Below are 16,361 nucleotides of genomic sequence, written 5' to 3' on the forward strand. Positions count from 1 at the left end.
GAAAAGAATAGAAGCACCGGAAGGCGATCTTGCGGTCGGCCCAGTAGTCGGCCGCGTCGCGGAAGATGTCCAGCAGCTGCTCGCGCACTTCCTTGTCGAACTTCGGAGTCACCGGGATCTGGTCGAGCACGACCACGAAGCCCGGCTGCGGGCCGCACTTGTGCAGCGGGTCGGTCATGCAGTCGTACAGCGCATCGAAGTTCTTGCCGAAGTGCGCCGGGAAGGTGAACTGTGTGGCAATCAGCTCCAGGATGTCCTGGCGGGTCTGGGCGTGCGCCAAGTTGGCGTAGAGGAAGTGCTGGCCCAGGGCGCGCGCGGTTTCCTGCAGGTCCTGCACCTGGAAGGCGCGGATGGACTGCACGATGTTGGGCCGCACGCCGCGTAACAGGGTTTCCGGGTCCTTGCGAAGGGGCGTTTGCATCTCCGTTGCTCTTTCTTTCTGAAGTCCACAAAACAGGTAGCCGCCCGTCGGCAGGGCACGGCGGGCGGGGGCAGGCGGGGCCGCGCAGGTCATGGGCAAGGGATGCCTGCGCGGTGGAGGCCATCGGCGCTCATGGTGCGATGGCCCGGAAACTGGCGTAGTGGTCGCCGCTGTAGTAGCAGGCCTCGGGCAGACGGGGCGGGCCGCCACAGACGATGCGCCGCGCGCCGCGGTGGCGCACGCCGGGCGTGGGCACCGTGTATTCCCGGTAGTGGCCGCGCCGGGCCGCGGGCAGGAGCCGCTCGCGATTGCCGAACACCGTGCCGTCCTTGTCGTAGGGGAAGGGCCCGCCGGCATGGATCAGTGCGTAGGTGGCACGGCCCTGTGCGGGCAGCTCGGCCAGAGGGATGGAGGCGCCCGGGAAAGAGGCGGACAGGGTGCGGGCCTGCGCCGGCAAGGCCAGTGCAACACCCACGGCGCACGCCACAAATGCCTTGCACGCAGGCAGGGCCACAGCCTTCAGCATCCACTACACCTTTCAAAAACTTCGGGTTAACCCGAAATTTCGACGCGCAAGTGTGACAAAAAGGGCTGGCAAAAGCAAGCGCCTGCCCGGCAGGGGGCAGGCGCCGCGTGCGGCGGGCGCGTTTTGTGTGCTTTTTCGGTCAGCGCACGGCGTTGGCGTCGGCCACGGTGAAGGCCGTCATGTTGACGATGCGGCGCACCGTGGCGCTGGGGGTGAGCACCTGCACCGGCGCGCCCGCGCCCAGCAGCATGGGCCCGATGGCGATGCCCCCGCCCGCGGCGGTCTTGAGCAGGTTGTAAGAGATGTTGGCCGCGTCGATGTTGGGCATGACCAGCAGGTTGGCGCTGCCCGCCAGCGTGCCGTGGGGCATGAGCTCCAGGCGTGCCTGTTCGTCGAGCGCGACGTCGCCGTGCATCTCGCCGTCCACCTCCAGCCAGGGCGCCTGCTCGCGCAGGAGCTGCAGCGTCTGGCGCATCTTCACGGCGCTTTCGTGGTTGCTTGAGCCGAAGTTGGAATGCGACAGCAGCGCGGCCTTCGGCCGGATGCCAAAGCGCATGATCTCCTCGGCCGCCATGACGGTGATCTCGGCCAGCTGCTCGGCCGTGGGGTCGTAGTTGACGTGCGTGTCCACCACGAAGACCTGGCGGTCGGGCAGCAGCAGCGCATTCATGGCGGCGTAGGTGGTGGCGCCGGCGCGCTTGCCGATGACCTGGTCGATGTACTGCAGGTGGTGCGCCGTATGCCCCCAGGTACCGCAAATCAGGCCGTCCACCTCGCCCTTGTGCAGCAGCATCGAACCGATCAGCGTCAGGCGCCGGCGCATCTCTATTTTTGCGATCGGCACCGTGACGCCGCGCCGCTCGGTCATGCGGTGGTAGGTCTGCCAGAAGTCGCGGTAGCGCTGGTCGTCCTCGACGTTGACCACCTCGTAGTCCACGCCTTCCTTCAGGCGTAGGCCGAATTTCTCGATGCGCTGGGCGATGATGGCCGGGCGGCCGATGAAGGTGGGGTGGGCGATGTGCTCGTCCACCAGGATTTGCGCTGCGCGCAGCACACGCTCCTCCTCGCCTTCGGAGAACGCCACGCGCTTGGCGCTGGCACCCTTGGCCGCCATGAAGATGGGCTTCATGATCGTGCCCGAGGCATAGACGAAGGTCTGCAGCTGGTCGCGGTAGGCATCCATGTCGATGATGGCGCGCTGGGCCACGCCGCTGTCCATGGCGGCCTGCGCCACCGCCGGCGCGATCTTCATCATCAGCCGCGGGTCGAACGGCTTGGGGATGAGGTATTCAGGCCCGAAAGCCAGCGGCTCGCCGGCGTAGGCGGCGGCCACCACCTCGCTCTGCTCGGCCTGGGCCAGCTCGGCGATGGCATGCACCGCGGCGATCTCCATCTCGGTGGTGATGGTGGTGGCGCCGCAGTCGAGCGCGCCGCGGAAGATGTACGGGAAGCACAGGACGTTGTTGACCTGGTTGGGATAGTCGGTGCGGCCGGTGGCGATGATGGCGTCCCCCCGCACCTCCTTGACGTCCTCGGGCGCGATCTCCGGGTTGGGATTGGCGAGGGCGAAGATCAGCGGGTGGGCGGCCATCTTGGCGACCATGTCTTTTTTGAGCACGCCGCCGGCCGACAGGCCCAGGAAGATGTCGGCGCCCTCGATGGCCTGCGCCAGGGTGCGCAGCTCGGTGTCCTGCGCGAACTGGGCCTTGTCCTCGTCCATCAGCTCGGGCCGGCCCTGGTAGACCATGCCGGCGATGTCGGTAACCCAGATGTTCTTGCGCGGCATGCCCAGCTTGACGAGCAGGCCCAGGCAGGCCAGCGCCGCCGCGCCGGCTCCGGAAGCCACCAGCTTGACCTGCGTGATGTCCTTGCCCGCCACCTTCAGGCCGTTGAGAACGGCCGCGCCCACCACGATGGCCGTGCCGTGCTGGTCGTCGTGGAACACCGGAATCTTCATGCGCTCGCGCAACTTGCGCTCGATGTAGAAGCAGTCGGGGGCCTTGATGTCTTCGAGGTTGATGCCGCCAAAGGTCGGCTCGAGCGCGGCGATGATCTCGATCAGCTTGTCCGGGTCTTTTTCGTTGATCTCGATGTCGAAGACGTCGATGCCCGAGAACTTCTTGAAGAGCACCCCCTTGCCCTCCATCACCGGCTTGCTGGCCAGGGGGCCGATGTCGCCCAGGCCCAGCACGGCCGTGCCGTTGGTGACCACGCCCACCAGGTTCCCGCGCGCGGTGTAGCGAAATGCCGCGGCCGGGTCCTGGGCGATCTCCTCGCACGGTGCGGCCACGCCGGGCGAATAGGCCAGCGCCAGGTCGTGCTGGTTGATCATCTGCTTGGTCGCGGCGATGGTGATCTTGCCGGGCTGGGGATGCTCGTGGTATTCGAGGGCCGCGCGGCGCAGCAGGGCGCGCTTGTCGGCGGCTTCGGGAGCGGGGGAGGAAGAAAGGGGTGCCGTGGTGTCGGGCATGCGGGCGTCTCCAGCTCAAAAAAAGCGCTGCGTGCGTGCAACTGAAGCCCGGCACGGGCGCCCTGCGCGCACAAAGGAAGGATTGTAGGAGGGCCCCTCCGTCAGCCCGCCCCCGCAGGGGCACCACGCGGGCGAAACAGTTTTGTCGCCGGCGAATGCAATGGCGACATGGGCAGCCTTCGGGTAAGAAAGCGGCTGCCGGCCTGGGTAAACCCGGGCTTGACGCTGCCGGAGGGCCTGAAAAAACTGCGCACGCACGGCAGAGCGTCCGGCGCCGCCGTCCGTGAAAGGCCAGGGCCCGGTCCCTGCTCCGCCTTCCTCCACGCTCATCCCGAGGACTTTTCATGTATCCATCCTTGCGCTTCTGCCTTTTGCCGGTGGTCGCCGCCGCCCTTGTCGCCTGTGGGGGGTCGGACAGCTCCGCGCCTCCCGAGCCCGTGGCCTGCAACGAGACCGGCCCCTACGCCTGCAAGACCGGCGAGACCGAGCCGCTCTACACCTTCCAGTGGGCGCTGAACTACGCGAAGAGCTTCTTTCGCGATTTTCCCGACACCTTCGGTGGCGGGCTGGACCTGAACGTCGAGCCCGTGCACCGCGAGGGCATCAAGGGCGAGGGGGTGAACGTGCTGGTGGTGGACACGGGCGTGGACCTGCACAACGAGGACCTGGCGCCGAACGCCGACTTCGGCATCTCCCGGAACCTGGTGACGGACACCAGCGATCCCTATCCCGTCGGCGACGATCCCGACGACGCCCATGGCACGGCCGTGGCGGGCATCATCGCCGCCGCGCAGAACGGCAAGGGCGTGATGGGCATCGCCCCGCGCGTGAAGATCGGCGGGGTGAACTTCTTGCAAAACCAGCGCGGCACGCATGCGGCATCCCTGGGTGGTGCGCCCTGGTCGGAGAAGGCGGACATCTTCAATGCGTCTTACGGCGGCAGCAGGCGTCCCGCGGCCTATGAGAGCGAGGCAGACGCGTTCACCCCCATCCTGCGCTCCATGAAAAAGCTGCGCGGCGGCAAGGGCGGCATCTACATGAAGGCCGCCGGCAACGCTTTCGACGGGCAGTACTGCGGTCTGAACCACGGCTACTACGACTGCACCAACCCGGGCAACGACGAGGGCGCGCGCGAGCCCAACGCCATCGTCGTGGCTGCCGTCAATGCCTTCGGCGAAGCCAGCAGCTACAGCAGTTCGGGTGCGGTCGTGTGGGTGTCGGGCCTGGGTGGCGAATATGGCGCCGCGGGCACCTATGGCGAAGCCCGGTACAACGATTACTCCGGCCCGACCATCTTCAGCACCGACCTGCGCGGCTGCGACGCGGGTTTCAGCCGCAAGGGCGCAAGGACGGCCTTCCTGCGCGGCGAGAGCCAGCGCGGCGGCGTGCCTGACAACCCCCGTTGCGATTACGCCTACATGAACGGCACTTCGGCGGCCACGCCCACGCTCTCGGGCGTGGTGGCGCTGATGCTCAGCGCCAACCCCGAGCTGACCTGGCGTGACGTGCGCGACATCCTGCGCCTGTCGGCGAGAAAGGTGGACGCCAGCTACGCGTCTGCCTCGCCCGGCGAGAAAATTCCCTACGGCGCGCGCATGGACCTGGCCAGCAACACGCTGGGCACCAGTATGGGCAGCGCGGCCGACATTCGTGAGGGCTCCGTCGCCGTGCCCATCGACCTGGGCTGGCAGAAGAATGCCGCCGGCGCCGAGCACTCCAACTGGTACGGCTTTGGCTTGCCCGATGCGGCCCGCGCGGTCGCGCTGGCCAAGGAGTATCGACAGAACCCGCAGCGCAGCCGCAAGCAGGACGTGCAGACTCCCGAGTTCGAGGGTGTTGCCGTCTGGCAGCTCAAGCCCGACTCCAACCCGGCCCAGGTCGACGCAGGGCAGCCCACGCGCGTGGGCGCCTTTCCCTACCAGCGCGTGAGCCTCATCGGCACGCTGCAGGGCGGTGCCCAGACGGTGGACACCTTCCAGGTGCGTCTGTACGGCCAGAATGTCTGCCTGGGCTCGGTGGGCGTGGCGGTGCGCTCGCCCTCGGGCACGGTGTCGCTGCTCAAGCTGCCCAACGACCACTTCCGCTTCTACGGGGTGGACCGTTTCGCCCATTTCGGCCTCTCCAGCATGACCTTCCATGGCGAGCCGGCGCAGGGCCAGTGGCAGATCTTCGCCCTGGCGGGCAACCCCGACGGCCCGCTGCCGCCGGATGTCACCCATGAGCTGCCCGACGGCTCCACCGAGGTGGAAGAAGCCGCGGCCTGCCTGTCCACCGATGCCCAGGGCCAGCCGCGCGACTTCTTGTTCGCCGCCGAGGCGCGCATCATTGCCCAGTGAGCCGCCCGCACGAACCCCACTTTTCAAGGACATCACCATGAAAACCATGACCAGGTTCGCCACGCACGTGGCGTTCGGCTTCGCGGGTGTTTCGCTGGCGCTGGCCAGCTGCGCCGCCCCCGCTCCCTCCTACAAGCCCGGGCAGCGCCTGAGCCAGGAGAAGGCCGGCCAGCTCGGCGAGCTGCCCACCTACCGCAGCGCCAGCGCCACGTACAGGGTGCTGCCGCAAAAGGGCGAAGGCGGCGCGACGCTGGTGCTCACCGAGCAGGGCGAGGTGGCGGCCAGCCGCCACGAGGTGCTGGTGGCCGACGTGCCCGAAGCGCGCGTGCAGGCCGCGGCCGCCCAGGGGCCGCGCCCGGCCTCGGTGCAGCACTACGCAAGCACGGGCATCACGGTGCTGCGCTACACCGACTTCGCCCAGACCGTGCAGGGCCTGGCGGCGCTGCAGGCGGCGCTGCCTGGCAGCGTCGTGCGGCTGCCGCTGGAGCTGGAAAAAAAGGTGCCGTACTGACGTTGGATCGCAGGTTGAGTCGAGGCGCGGGGCCGGGCAATGGCGCCGGCCCCGCCCCCGTCGTTTTCAGTCCGTCTCGAACAGCGCGTCGCCCAGGGCGCTCACCATCCGGTCCAGCTCGGCCTCGGTGCTGATGAAGGGCGGCGCAAGCTGGATGGTGTCGCCGCCATAGCGCACGTAGAAGCCCTTGTCCCAGCACTTCATGGCGATCTCGTAGGGCCGGCGCGCCGGCTCGCCCGGCAGGGCCTCGATGGTGAAGCCGGCAGCCAGGCCGTAGTTGCGGATGTCCAGCACGTGCCTGGCGCCCTTGAGGCCATGCACGGCCCGCTCGAAGGCGGGCGCGAGGGCCCTGACGCGGGCGGGCGCGTCCTCCTGCTGCAGCGCGTCCAGCGTCGCGCATCCGGCGGCGCAGGCCACCGGGTGCGCCGAATAGGTGTAGCCGTGCGGGAACTCCACCAGGTACTCGGGCCCGCCGGCAGCCATGAAGGTCTCGTAGATCTCGCGTGTGACCACGCAGCCGCCCAGGGGCTGGGCGCCGTTGGTCACCTGCTTGGCAAAGTTCATGATGTCGGGCGTGACGCCGAAGACCTCGGCGCCCGTCCAGCCGCCCGCGCGGCCGAAGGCCGTGATGACCTCGTCGAAGATCAGCAGGATGCCGTGCTCCGTGCAGATCTCGCGCAGGCGCTCCAGATAACCCACCGGCGGGATCAGCACCCCGGCCGAGCCCGAGAACGGCTCGACGATGACGGCAGCGATGTTCGACGCGTCATGCAGGGCGATCACGTCCAGCAGCCGGTCGGCCAGCTGCCGGCCGCCGTCCTGCGGCATGCCGCGGTGGAACGACCCCGCCGGCGGCTGCGTGTGCGGCAGGTGGTCGGCCTCCACGCCCTGCCCGAAGGTCTTGCGGTTGCCCCCCATGCCGCCGACCGAGATACCGCCGAAGTTCACGCCGTGGTAGCCCTTCTCGCGTCCGATCAGCCGCGTCTTGCCGGCCTGGCCCCGGGCGCGCCAGTAGGCGCGCGCCATCTTCAGCGACGTGTCGGCCGCCTCGGAGCCGGAGCTGGTGAAGAACACGTGCTCCAGCCCCTCGGGCACGAGCGCCTTGATGCGGTTGGCCAGCTCGAACGACGCCGGGTGGCCGAACTGGAACGCCGGCGCGTAGTCCAGCTGCAGCGCCGCGCGGCCGATGGCCTCGGCAATGTCGCGCCGCCCATGCCCCAGCCCCGAACACCACAGGCCCGACAGGCCGTCGAAGATCTTGCGGCCCTCGGCGTCGGTGTAATACGCGCCCTCGCCCGAGACGACCATGCGCGGGCGCGCCTTGAAGTTGCGGTTGCCGGTGAAAGGCATCCAGTGGGCGTCGAGCCAGGCGGCGTCCCTGCGTGCGGACGGCTCGGTGGCGGTGGACGGTGCATCGATCGCGGCGAAAGGCATGGCGGCTCCTTGCAGGAAAGTGGCGGAACGGGCGTGGAACAGGAGTGGAACGGCCATTGTGGCGATGTCCGCCGGGAGCAGAAAACCCGCGCAGCCCGTGAGATATCCATAAAAAGTGCTGTTTCTCGTTGACACGTAACGGAAATTTGCTACCTTTTTCATAGCTGCACCGCGCCAACGAAACGCCAACGATTGTCAGCGGCACCCCCGCCATGGCTGCGGCACCCCTTGCGTTGCCAGAATCGGCGGCACAGCAATCGGGTCCCAGAGTCCCCACTGCCATTTGGGCATTCATCGCCGTTACACGGGCGGGGGTCATAAATCCGCACAATGGGACACTTCTTATTACATTTGTCGCGCAATGCTGGAGCAATTCTTCGCCGTCGGCACGGCGTATGGCTCGCACGCACCGGCGCTGATCCACGACCCCTGGCTGGTGGCCCTGTCGCTGCTGGTGGCCATCGCCTCGTCGTGCATGGCCCTGCATCTGGCCGGCCTGGCCCGGCACGCCCCGGACGGCTGGGGCCGCAGAGTGGGCGTGGTCTCGGGCGCCCTGGTGCTGGGTGCGGGCGTGTGGTCCATGCACTTCGTGGGCATGCTGGCGTTCGACCTGTGCGCGTCGGGCGGCTTTCAGCCATGGATCACCGCTGCCTCGATGCTGCCCAGCCTGCTGGCTTCGGGCGTGGCGCTGTCGGTGCTCACCCGGCCGCAGCTGCGGCCCGGCGCGCTGCTGCTGGGCGGGGCGCTGATGGGCGGGGGCATCGGTGCAATGCACTACAGCGGCATGGCCGCGTCGCAGTTCGGGCCGCTCATGCGCTATGAAGTGAGCGGCTTCGCGGTCTCGCTCGCGTTCGCCGTGGGCATGGCGACGCTTGCGCTGTGGACACGCTTTCGCCTGGCGCGCATCGCCGGGCTGCCGGGCTGGGCCGCCAACCTGCTGGGCGGCGCCGTGATGGGCCTGGCGATTGCCGGCATGCACTACATCAGCATGGCGGCCCTGCGCATGGACGGGCCGGCCGAGGCGGCGCCGGCGTCCGGCACGCCGGCCAGCCAGCTGGCGCTGGCTGTCGCCGTGGTGGCGCTGCTGGTGGGCGGGGCCGTCACCGCGATCCACATGCACCTGCGCCTGCGCCAGCTGCTGCGCCAGACGCGCGCCGATGCCTCGCGCCTGACGGCGCTGGTGAGCACTGCGGCCGATGGCGTGGTCATCATCGATGCCCGGGGCATCGTGCGCCTGTTCAACAGCGCCGCCGAGCAGCTGCTGGGCTGGCGCGCCGACGAGGTCATCGGCCACAACGTCAGCATGCTCATGGCCACGCCGCACCGCGAGGCGCACGACGGCTACCTGCAGCGGCACCTGCAGACGGGCCATTCGTCCATCATCGGGCGGGGCCGCGAGGTGCAGGCGCTGCACCGGGACGGAACGCTGCTGCCGGTACGCCTGGCCGTGGGGCGCGCGGACGGCCCGGGCGAGCCGATGTTCGTCGGCTTCCTGACCGACCTCAGGGAACGCCGCGCCCTGGAGCGCGAGCGCGAGCACGACCGGGCGCAGCTGCGCTCGCTCATGGGCAACCTGCCGGGTGTCGCCTTCCGCTGCGCCAATGAAGGCGACTGGCCCATGCTTCTGGTCAGCGACGCGGTGCTGGCGCTCACCGGCTGGAGCGCGCAGGAGTTTTTGCAGGGGCAGGTGCGTTACGGGCAGCTCATCCATCCGCGTGATGCGCAGGAGATCGCCCTGGAGCTGGAATACGCCCTGCGCACGGACCAGTCCTACCACCTGGAGTACCGCATCACCACGCGCGACGGCCGCACGCGCTGGGTGTCGGAGCACGGGCGCGGCGTGCCGGATGCCGACGGCGCGGTGCGCCACATCGACGGGGTGATCCTGGACATCACCGAGGCGAAGATGCGCAACGCCGAGTTCGCGGGGACGGTGGCGGCCATCGGGCGGTCGCAGGCGGCGGCCGAGTTTGACCTGCACGGGCACCTGGTCGATGCCAACGCGCAGTACCTGGAGTTGATGGGCTATACCCTGGACGACGTGATCGGCCGCTCGCATGCCCTGCTCTGCGCACCGCAGTACGCGCAGAGCGAGGCCTACCGGGATTTCTGGAAGTCGCTCACCAAGGGCGAGTTTGCCGCTGGCGAATTCCAGCGCTTCGGCAAAAACGGCCGCGAGGTGTGGCTGCAGGCGACTTACAACCCCATCTTCGACGCCGAGGGCAAGGTCTTCAAGATCATCAAGTTCGCCAGCGACCTGACCGGGCGCCGCGCCATGGAGCAGGACCTGCGCGCCGCCAAGGAGCGCGCCGAGGCCGCCGCGGCCGCGCGCAGCACCTTTCTGGCCAACATGAGCCACGAGATCCGCACACCCATGAACGCCATCATCGGCTTCACCGAGGCGCTGCTGGAGTCGCCCCTGGACCCTACGCAGAGGCGCCACCTGGGCACCGTGCACCATTCGGCGCGCTCCATGCTGCGCCTGCTCAACGACATCCTGGACACCGCCAAGCTGGAGAAGGGCGCCGTGGGGCTGGAGGAAGCCCCGTTCAGCCTGCGCGAGCTGTGCGCGCAGATCCTCGCCTCGCTGCGCATCAGTGCCGCGCGCAAGGGGCTGGAGCTGGTGCTGGAGTATCCGTACGACGTGCCCGAGTTCTGGCAGGGCGACGCCTTCCGGCTGCAGCAGATCCTGCTGAACCTGATGGGCAATGCCCTGAAGTTCACGCACCAGGGCAGCGTGACGCTGCGCGTCTCGGGCGGCGACGGCGCGCTGCTGCTGCAGGTGACGGACACGGGCATAGGCATCGACGAGGCGGGCCTGCGCCGCATCTTCGAGCCGTTCTCGCAGGCCGATGCCTCGACCACGCGCCGCTATGGCGGCACGGGCCTGGGCACGACCATCGCGCGCCAGCTCACCGAGCTGATGCAGGGGCGCATCAATGTGCAGAGCCTCCCTGGCGAGGGCAGCACCTTCAGCGTGCACCTGCCGTTGCGCGAGGGCCCACCGTCGCTGCCCGAGGACGCCCTCTCGCCGCGCAGCCTGGCGCTGGCGCCGCTGCGGGTGCTGGCGGTGGACGACGTGCCCGCCAACCTGGAGCTGCTGTGCATCACCCTGGCGCGCGGCGGCCACAAGGTGGTGTGCGCCGCGGGCGGGGCCGAGGCCGTGCGGCGGTTCGAGCAGGAGCGGTTCGACCTGGTCCTGATGGACCTGCAGATGCCCGACATGGACGGCCTGCAGGCCACGCGCTGCATGCGCGAGCATGAACGCGAGCACGGACGCCGGCCCACGGCCATCGTGGCCCTGTCGGCCAGCGTGCTCGAGCAGGACCGGCGCAACGCCCGCGCCGCCGGCATGGACGGCTTCGCCAGCAAGCCCGTGGAGCCCCAGCGGCTGCTGGCGGAGATGGCCCGCGTGCTGGGAGCCCAGCCGCTGACGCCCGAGCCCGGCGCCGCGCCCGAGCCGTCCGCCCCCGAGAGCCTGGCGGTGGACGGGCATGGGGCCGCGCTGCCTGTCATCGACTGGGAGCGGGGCCTGCGGCTGTGGACCCAGGCGCGCTTCCTGCGCGCGGCGGTGCAGCGTTTCCTGGAGGACGGGCCGGCCCAGGTGGGGGCGTTGCGCGCCGCTGCGCGGGCAGGCGACGCCCAGGCGCTGGCGGGCGCTGCCCACCGCTTGCACGGCGCTGCGGCCAACCTGGCGCTGACGGCGGTCCAGCAGCACGCGGCCAAGCTGGAGGCGGCTGCGCAGGCAGCCCAGGAGGCCCTCGCCTGGACCGCCCACACCGACGCACTCGAAGCCGCCCTGGCCGACGTGCGCGCTGCGCTCACCTGCACCGACGCGCCGGACGCCGCGCCCACCGCGCCGAAGCCCGCGTTGATGGACCCGCAGGCCTGCTCCGAGGTGCGCGGCGCCATCGACGCCCTGGTGCCGGCCCTGGCCATGGGCGAGATGCCGCACGGGCCCGTGACGGTGCTGGAGCAGCACCTGAGCGCCACGCACCTGGGCGCCCTGCGCGATGCGCTGGAGCGGTTCGACTTCGACCAGGCCCGCAACCAGCTGCAGATCCTGCGCGGCCAGGTCTGGCCCGAGTGCTATTGAACCGGTGCCCCAACCCTTTCCTGCGCCCAACGCCATGACGCCCGCCGAAGACCATCGCCCCCGCCTGCTGCTCGTTGACGACGAGCCCACCAACCTGCACGTGCTGCGCCATGTGCTGCAGGACGACTACCGCCTGCTGTTTGCCACCGATGGCGAGCGGGCCCTGGCCATCGCCCGCCAGCAGCAGCCCCAGCTCATCGTGATGGATGTGATGATGCCCGGCCTGGACGGCTACGCCGTGTGCGCCACGCTGCGCGCCGATGCGACCACCACCGCCATCCCGGTCATCTTCGTCACCGCCCTGTCGGACTCGCAGGACGAGACGCGCGGCTTCGACGCCGGCTGCGTCGACTACATCACCAAGCCCATCAGCGCCCCGGTGGTGCGTGCGCGTGTGCGCACCCACCTGTCGCTGGTGCGCATGCAGGAGCTGCGCGAGTCGCGCCTGCAGATCGTGCAGCGCCTGGGCCGCGCGGCCGAGTACAAAGACAACGAGACCGGGATGCACGTCATCCGCATGAGCCACTTCGCACACCGCCTGGCGCTGGTGCTGGGCCGCTCGCCGGCCTGGGCCGAGGAGCTGCTGCACGCCGCACCCATGCACGACGTGGGCAAGATCGGCATTCCGGACGCGGTGCTGCGCAAGCCCGGGCCGCTGGACGAGCAGGAGTGGGCCGTCATGCGCCGCCACCCCGAGATCGGCGCCGAGATCATCGGCGAGCACGCCGGCGGCCTGCTGAGCATGGCGCGCACCATCGCCCTGGCACACCACGAGAAGTGGGACGGCAGCGGCTACCCGCGGGGCCTGGCGGGTGAGGCCATCCCGCTGGAGGCGCGCATCGTCGCCATTGCCGACGTGTTCGACGCCCTGACCACGCGCCGGCCCTACAAGGAACCGTGGAGTGTGGACGCCGCCATCGAGCAGCTGCGCTCGCAGGCGGGCCGCCACTTCGACCCGGCACTGGTCGAGCTGTTCATCCAGGAGCTGCCGGCCATGCGGGCCATCATGGCGCAGTGGCCGGACTGATCCCGCCAGTGGCCTTGCGGCGGGCACAGCGGCGCGGTCGGGCCGCGCACTGACAGCCCCAGGCGTGCCCTGCCGGCGGCGTGCGCAGCCCTGCGGGCCATCCAATCGGGCCGATGCACTTGGCCGACCTACTGACCTCCCGTCCCGCGCTGCTCCTGTCGCTGATCCTGGCGATCGGTTTTCTCGCCCAGTGGCTGGCCTGGCGGGTGCGCGTGCCGGCCATCCTGCCGCTGCTGCTCACGGGTTTGCTGCTCGGGCCGTTCACGGGGCTGCTGGACCCGGATGCGCTGTTGGGCGACCTGCTGTTTCCGGTGGTGTCGCTGTCGGTGGCCGTCATCCTGTTCGAGGGCAGCCTGAACCTGCGCTTTGCCGAGCTGGAGGGTATTGGCCATGCGGTGCGGCGCCTGTCCACCTATGGCGCCCTGGTGGCACTGCTGGGCTTGGCCGCGGCGGCGCACTGGCTGGCGGGGCTGCCGTGGTCGCTGTCCTTTTTGTTCGGCGCCATCGCCTGCGTGACCGGGCCGACGGTGGTCAACCCCCTGCTGCGCGTGGTGCGGCCCAACGCCCGTGTGGCCAGCCTGCTGCGCTGGGAGGGCATCGTCATCGACCCGCTGGGCGCGCTGCTGGCGGTGCTGACCTACGAAATCATTGCCGCCAAACAGTTCCCGGGCGAACCGCTGTGGCTGTTTGTGCTGACGCTGGTCGGCGGCACGCTGATCGGCCTGCTGGCAGCCTGGCTGCTGGCGCTGGCGCTGCGCCGGCACTTCATCCCCGAGTACCTGCAGGGCTACGCGGCGCTGGCGCTGATGCTGGCCACCTTCTCGCTCAGCAATGCGCTCACGCGCGAGTCGGGTCTGCTGGCCGTCACCGCCATGGGCATCGCCTTGGGCAACCTGCGCGGCATCCACGTCGAGCCCATCACCAGCTTCAAGGAGAACCTGTCCATCCTGCTGGTGTCCATTTTGTTCCTGGTCCTGGCGGCGCGCCTGTCCTGGCCGCTGCCGCCGGGCATGCTGCTGGGCGGGCTGCTGGTGTATCTGGCGGCGCAGTTCGTGGTGCGGCCGCTGTCGGTGTGGCTGTCCACGCTGGGCAGCCCCCTGAGCACCCGCGAGCGGCTGCTGGCGGCGTGGATCTCGCCGCGCGGCATCGTCGCCGCGTCGATCTCGGCGCTGTTTGCGCTGCAGCTGCAGGAGCGCGGCGTGGAAGGCGTCGACCGCTTGGTGCCACTGGTGTTCATGCTGATCATCGCCACCGTGGTGGTGCAGAGCCTGACGTCGCGCCACCTGGCGCGCTGGCTGGGCGTGCGCGAACCCGACCCGCGCGGCGTGCTGGTCTATGGCGCGGGCCCCGTGGCGCGCGCCGTGGCGCAGGCGCTGCACGACCAGGGCGTGCAGGTGTTGGTGGCCGACGACGACTGGGAGGGCATCCGCGCTGCGCGCATGGCCGGCCTGCCGACCTATTTCGGCAACCCGACCTCGCGCCACGCCAGCCGTCACCTGGACCTCACGGGCCTGGGCCGGCTGCTGGCCCTGTCCACGCAGCACGAGCGCAATTCGCTGGCCGTCGTGCACTACCGGCAGGAGTTCGGCCGCGACAAGGTGCTGGCCCTGCGCACCGTGGCGCGCGAGCAGGGCAGCGAGCGCCAGCGCCTGGCCGAGCCGTTGCAAGCCCCCGCGCTGTTCGGCAGGGACGTGACGCACGCGCGCCTGCAGGAGCTGCTGGACGCGGGCTGGAAGCTCAAGACCACCGCACTGACCGACAAATACGGCTGGGAGCAGTTCCAACAGGCCTGGGGCGGGCGTGCCATCCTGCTGTTCACGCTGAACGACAAGGGGCAGCTGCGCCTGGCGGGCGACCCAGCGCACACGGCCCCGCCCGCGCCGGGCCAGGCGGTGACCGCCCTGGTGCCGCCGGACGTGGTGCTGCCACACAGCCCCGCCGCCGGGCCCAAGCCTGCGGCGCAGGAACAGGCAAGTGCGGCAACCGACTCGGGAACTCCAGCAGCGCCTTATTAACGAGCGCGAGGTGCGTTAGGTTGGGCGCCATGGCCCGCGTCGGGGTCGACCACCATGCGTGCTTGGTGCAGGGCGTCGGCCATGTTGCGCGCGCAGCGCCGCCACCTCGCACGCACCGGCAGCGCTCAGCGCATGGCAAACGATTCGCGGTGCAGCCGCCAGGGCCGCTGCCGTGCCTGCCCGGCCAGCGCGTCGCCCAGGCTTTGCGGGCCACAGAACCACAGGTCCAGCACGCCGGGCGTGGCGGCCAGGGCCTCGGGCGTCAGGCGCTGTCCGCAGGCGGCGTCATGCACGGTCAGTTGCACGGACGGGCGGGCCTGCGCGCAGAGCGTCTGCAAGGGCGGCAGCAGCGCATCGGCGGCCGCATTGCGCGTGCAGTAGTGCAGCTGGGCTGGCTGGGCGCCCGCCGGGGCCGCGTCGCCCTGGCGCGCCTCCAGCAATGCTAGGAAGGGCGTGATGCCGACGCCGGCAGCGACCCAGACCTGCTGGCGCTTCCCGGCGCCCACGCCATCAAAGCGGCCGTACGGCCCTTCGATATCCAGCGTCTGCCCGGCCTGCAGCCGCTGGCGCAGGCTGCGGGTGTAGTCGCCCAGCGGCTTGATGACCAAGCGCAGCAGTTCGTGTCCGTCGGCACTGCGGCCCAGGCGGCCCGGGGCGCTGGCGAGGGTGAAGGGGTGGGCGCCCTCGCCGCGCTCGAAGCGCACGAAGGCGAACTGCCCGGCGCGGTGCCCCGGCCAGGACGGGGCCACGGCGCACAGCACCTGCAGCGGCGCATCGGCCCCCTCGCCCAGCACCTGCACGGACTCGATGCGTGCGGCGTGGCGGCGCGGCAGCCCGACCAGGCCGGCCAGCGACCACAGCGCCGCCGCACTGCCCAGCGCCAGCAGCGCGCCCAGCAGCACGCCCGTCGGCTGGCCCCACCAGGCCAGCGGCGTCAGCGCCACGCTGTGCAGCGCCAGCGCCAGGAAGAGCAGCGGCATGGCGCGGTGCAGCGCCCGCCAGGGCCGGTAGGCCAGCAGCCGGGTCAGCAGCGTCAGCGCCACGGCGGCCAGCAGCAGATAGAAGGTCCATTCACCCACGTCCTTGGCCAGGCCGCGGCTGTCCGCCAGCCAGGGCAGGACGGCATCGCGTACCGGCTTGCCGGCGCGGCCCCACAGCGCGCCCATCCAGCCCGACGATTCCTTGACGCCCCAGTGCGCCAGCGCGGCCAGCGCCGCGCCGATGCCGGCCCACTTGTGCAGGCGATAGGCCTGACCCATGCCGCCCAGCAGCTGCTCGGCCAGCGGCAGGCGCAGCGCCAGCAGCAGGGTCAGCGCCATCAGGCCGATGGACAGCAGGCCGCTCAGGTACAGCAGCTGACGGCGCAGCTCCCAGGCGCCGCTGGCCACGCCCTGGGCATCGACCAGGGGACCGATGGCGGGCGCGACCGCCAGCCAGGCCAGGGTCAAGGTCAACAGGGTCAGGGCGAGGGCTCTGCGGGCGCGCATGGGATGCTCCTTTCAGGGTATGAGTGAGATCAATCTGC

At 70.1% G+C, this 16,361-nt stretch carries 10 protein-coding genes; 5 read left to right on the forward strand and 5 right to left on the reverse strand.

What is annotated here, in order from left to right; all coding sequences use genetic code 11:
• From RT051_RS01510 to RT051_RS01520, 3 genes are all read right to left on the reverse strand, one after another.
• A partial coding sequence (locus RT051_RS01510; RefSeq protein WP_313070314.1) for a barstar family protein occupies window positions 1-421 on the reverse strand: 421 nt, incomplete at its 3' end.
• Between the two features lie 130 nt (window positions 422-551).
• Window positions 552-947: a ribonuclease gene (locus RT051_RS01515; protein ID WP_313070316.1), complete on the reverse strand. Its 396-nt coding sequence runs from the start codon at window positions 945-947 to the stop codon at window positions 552-554.
• A 139-nt stretch (window positions 948-1,086) separates the two neighbouring features.
• Window positions 1,087-3,417: an NADP-dependent malic enzyme gene (locus RT051_RS01520; protein ID WP_313070319.1), complete on the reverse strand. Its 2,331-nt coding sequence runs from the start codon at window positions 3,415-3,417 to the stop codon at window positions 1,087-1,089.
• A gap of 344 nt (window positions 3,418-3,761) precedes the next feature.
• On the opposite strand from RT051_RS01520, the gene RT051_RS01525 reads away from it, so the two are divergent.
• Complete coding sequence (locus tag RT051_RS01525) at window positions 3,762-5,753, forward strand: S8 family serine peptidase (RefSeq protein ID WP_313070322.1); 1,992 nt, start codon at window positions 3,762-3,764, stop codon at window positions 5,751-5,753.
• A 37-nt stretch (window positions 5,754-5,790) separates the two neighbouring features.
• On the forward strand, window positions 5,791-6,264 hold the full coding sequence (locus tag RT051_RS01530) for a hypothetical protein (RefSeq protein WP_313070324.1): 474 nt from the start codon (window positions 5,791-5,793) through the stop codon (window positions 6,262-6,264).
• Window positions 6,265-6,330: 66 nt separating this feature from the next.
• On the opposite strand, the gene RT051_RS01535 is transcribed toward RT051_RS01530, so the two are convergent.
• Complete coding sequence (locus RT051_RS01535; protein WP_313070326.1) at window positions 6,331-7,698, reverse strand: aspartate aminotransferase family protein; 1,368 nt, start codon at window positions 7,696-7,698, stop codon at window positions 6,331-6,333.
• 361 nt (window positions 7,699-8,059) lie between these two features.
• Between RT051_RS01535 and RT051_RS01540 the strand changes: the two genes are divergently transcribed.
• From RT051_RS01540 to RT051_RS01550, 3 genes are all read left to right on the forward strand, one after another.
• Window positions 8,060-11,794, forward strand: coding sequence for a PAS domain S-box protein (locus RT051_RS01540; protein ID WP_313070329.1), 3,735 nt, complete (start codon window positions 8,060-8,062; stop codon window positions 11,792-11,794).
• Between the two features lie 34 nt (window positions 11,795-11,828).
• The gene (locus RT051_RS01545) at window positions 11,829-12,821 is read left to right on the forward strand and encodes an HD domain-containing phosphohydrolase (protein WP_313070332.1); all 993 of its coding nucleotides are present in this window, start codon (window positions 11,829-11,831) and stop codon (window positions 12,819-12,821) included.
• A gap of 113 nt (window positions 12,822-12,934) precedes the next feature.
• The gene (locus tag RT051_RS01550) at window positions 12,935-14,836 is read left to right on the forward strand and encodes a sodium:proton antiporter (RefSeq protein WP_313070335.1); all 1,902 of its coding nucleotides are present in this window, start codon (window positions 12,935-12,937) and stop codon (window positions 14,834-14,836) included.
• Window positions 14,837-14,961: 125 nt separating this feature from the next.
• Here the strand turns inward: RT051_RS01550 and RT051_RS01555 are convergent, their stop codons facing one another.
• Window positions 14,962-16,323, reverse strand: coding sequence for a ferric reductase-like transmembrane domain-containing protein (locus tag RT051_RS01555; protein WP_313070337.1), 1,362 nt, complete (start codon window positions 16,321-16,323; stop codon window positions 14,962-14,964).
• Window positions 16,324-16,361: the final 38 nt, after the last annotated feature.

Origin of the sequence: Melaminivora sp., from assembly GCF_032059615.1 — a bacterium.
Classification (GTDB): domain Bacteria; phylum Pseudomonadota; class Gammaproteobacteria; order Burkholderiales; family Burkholderiaceae_C; genus Melaminivora.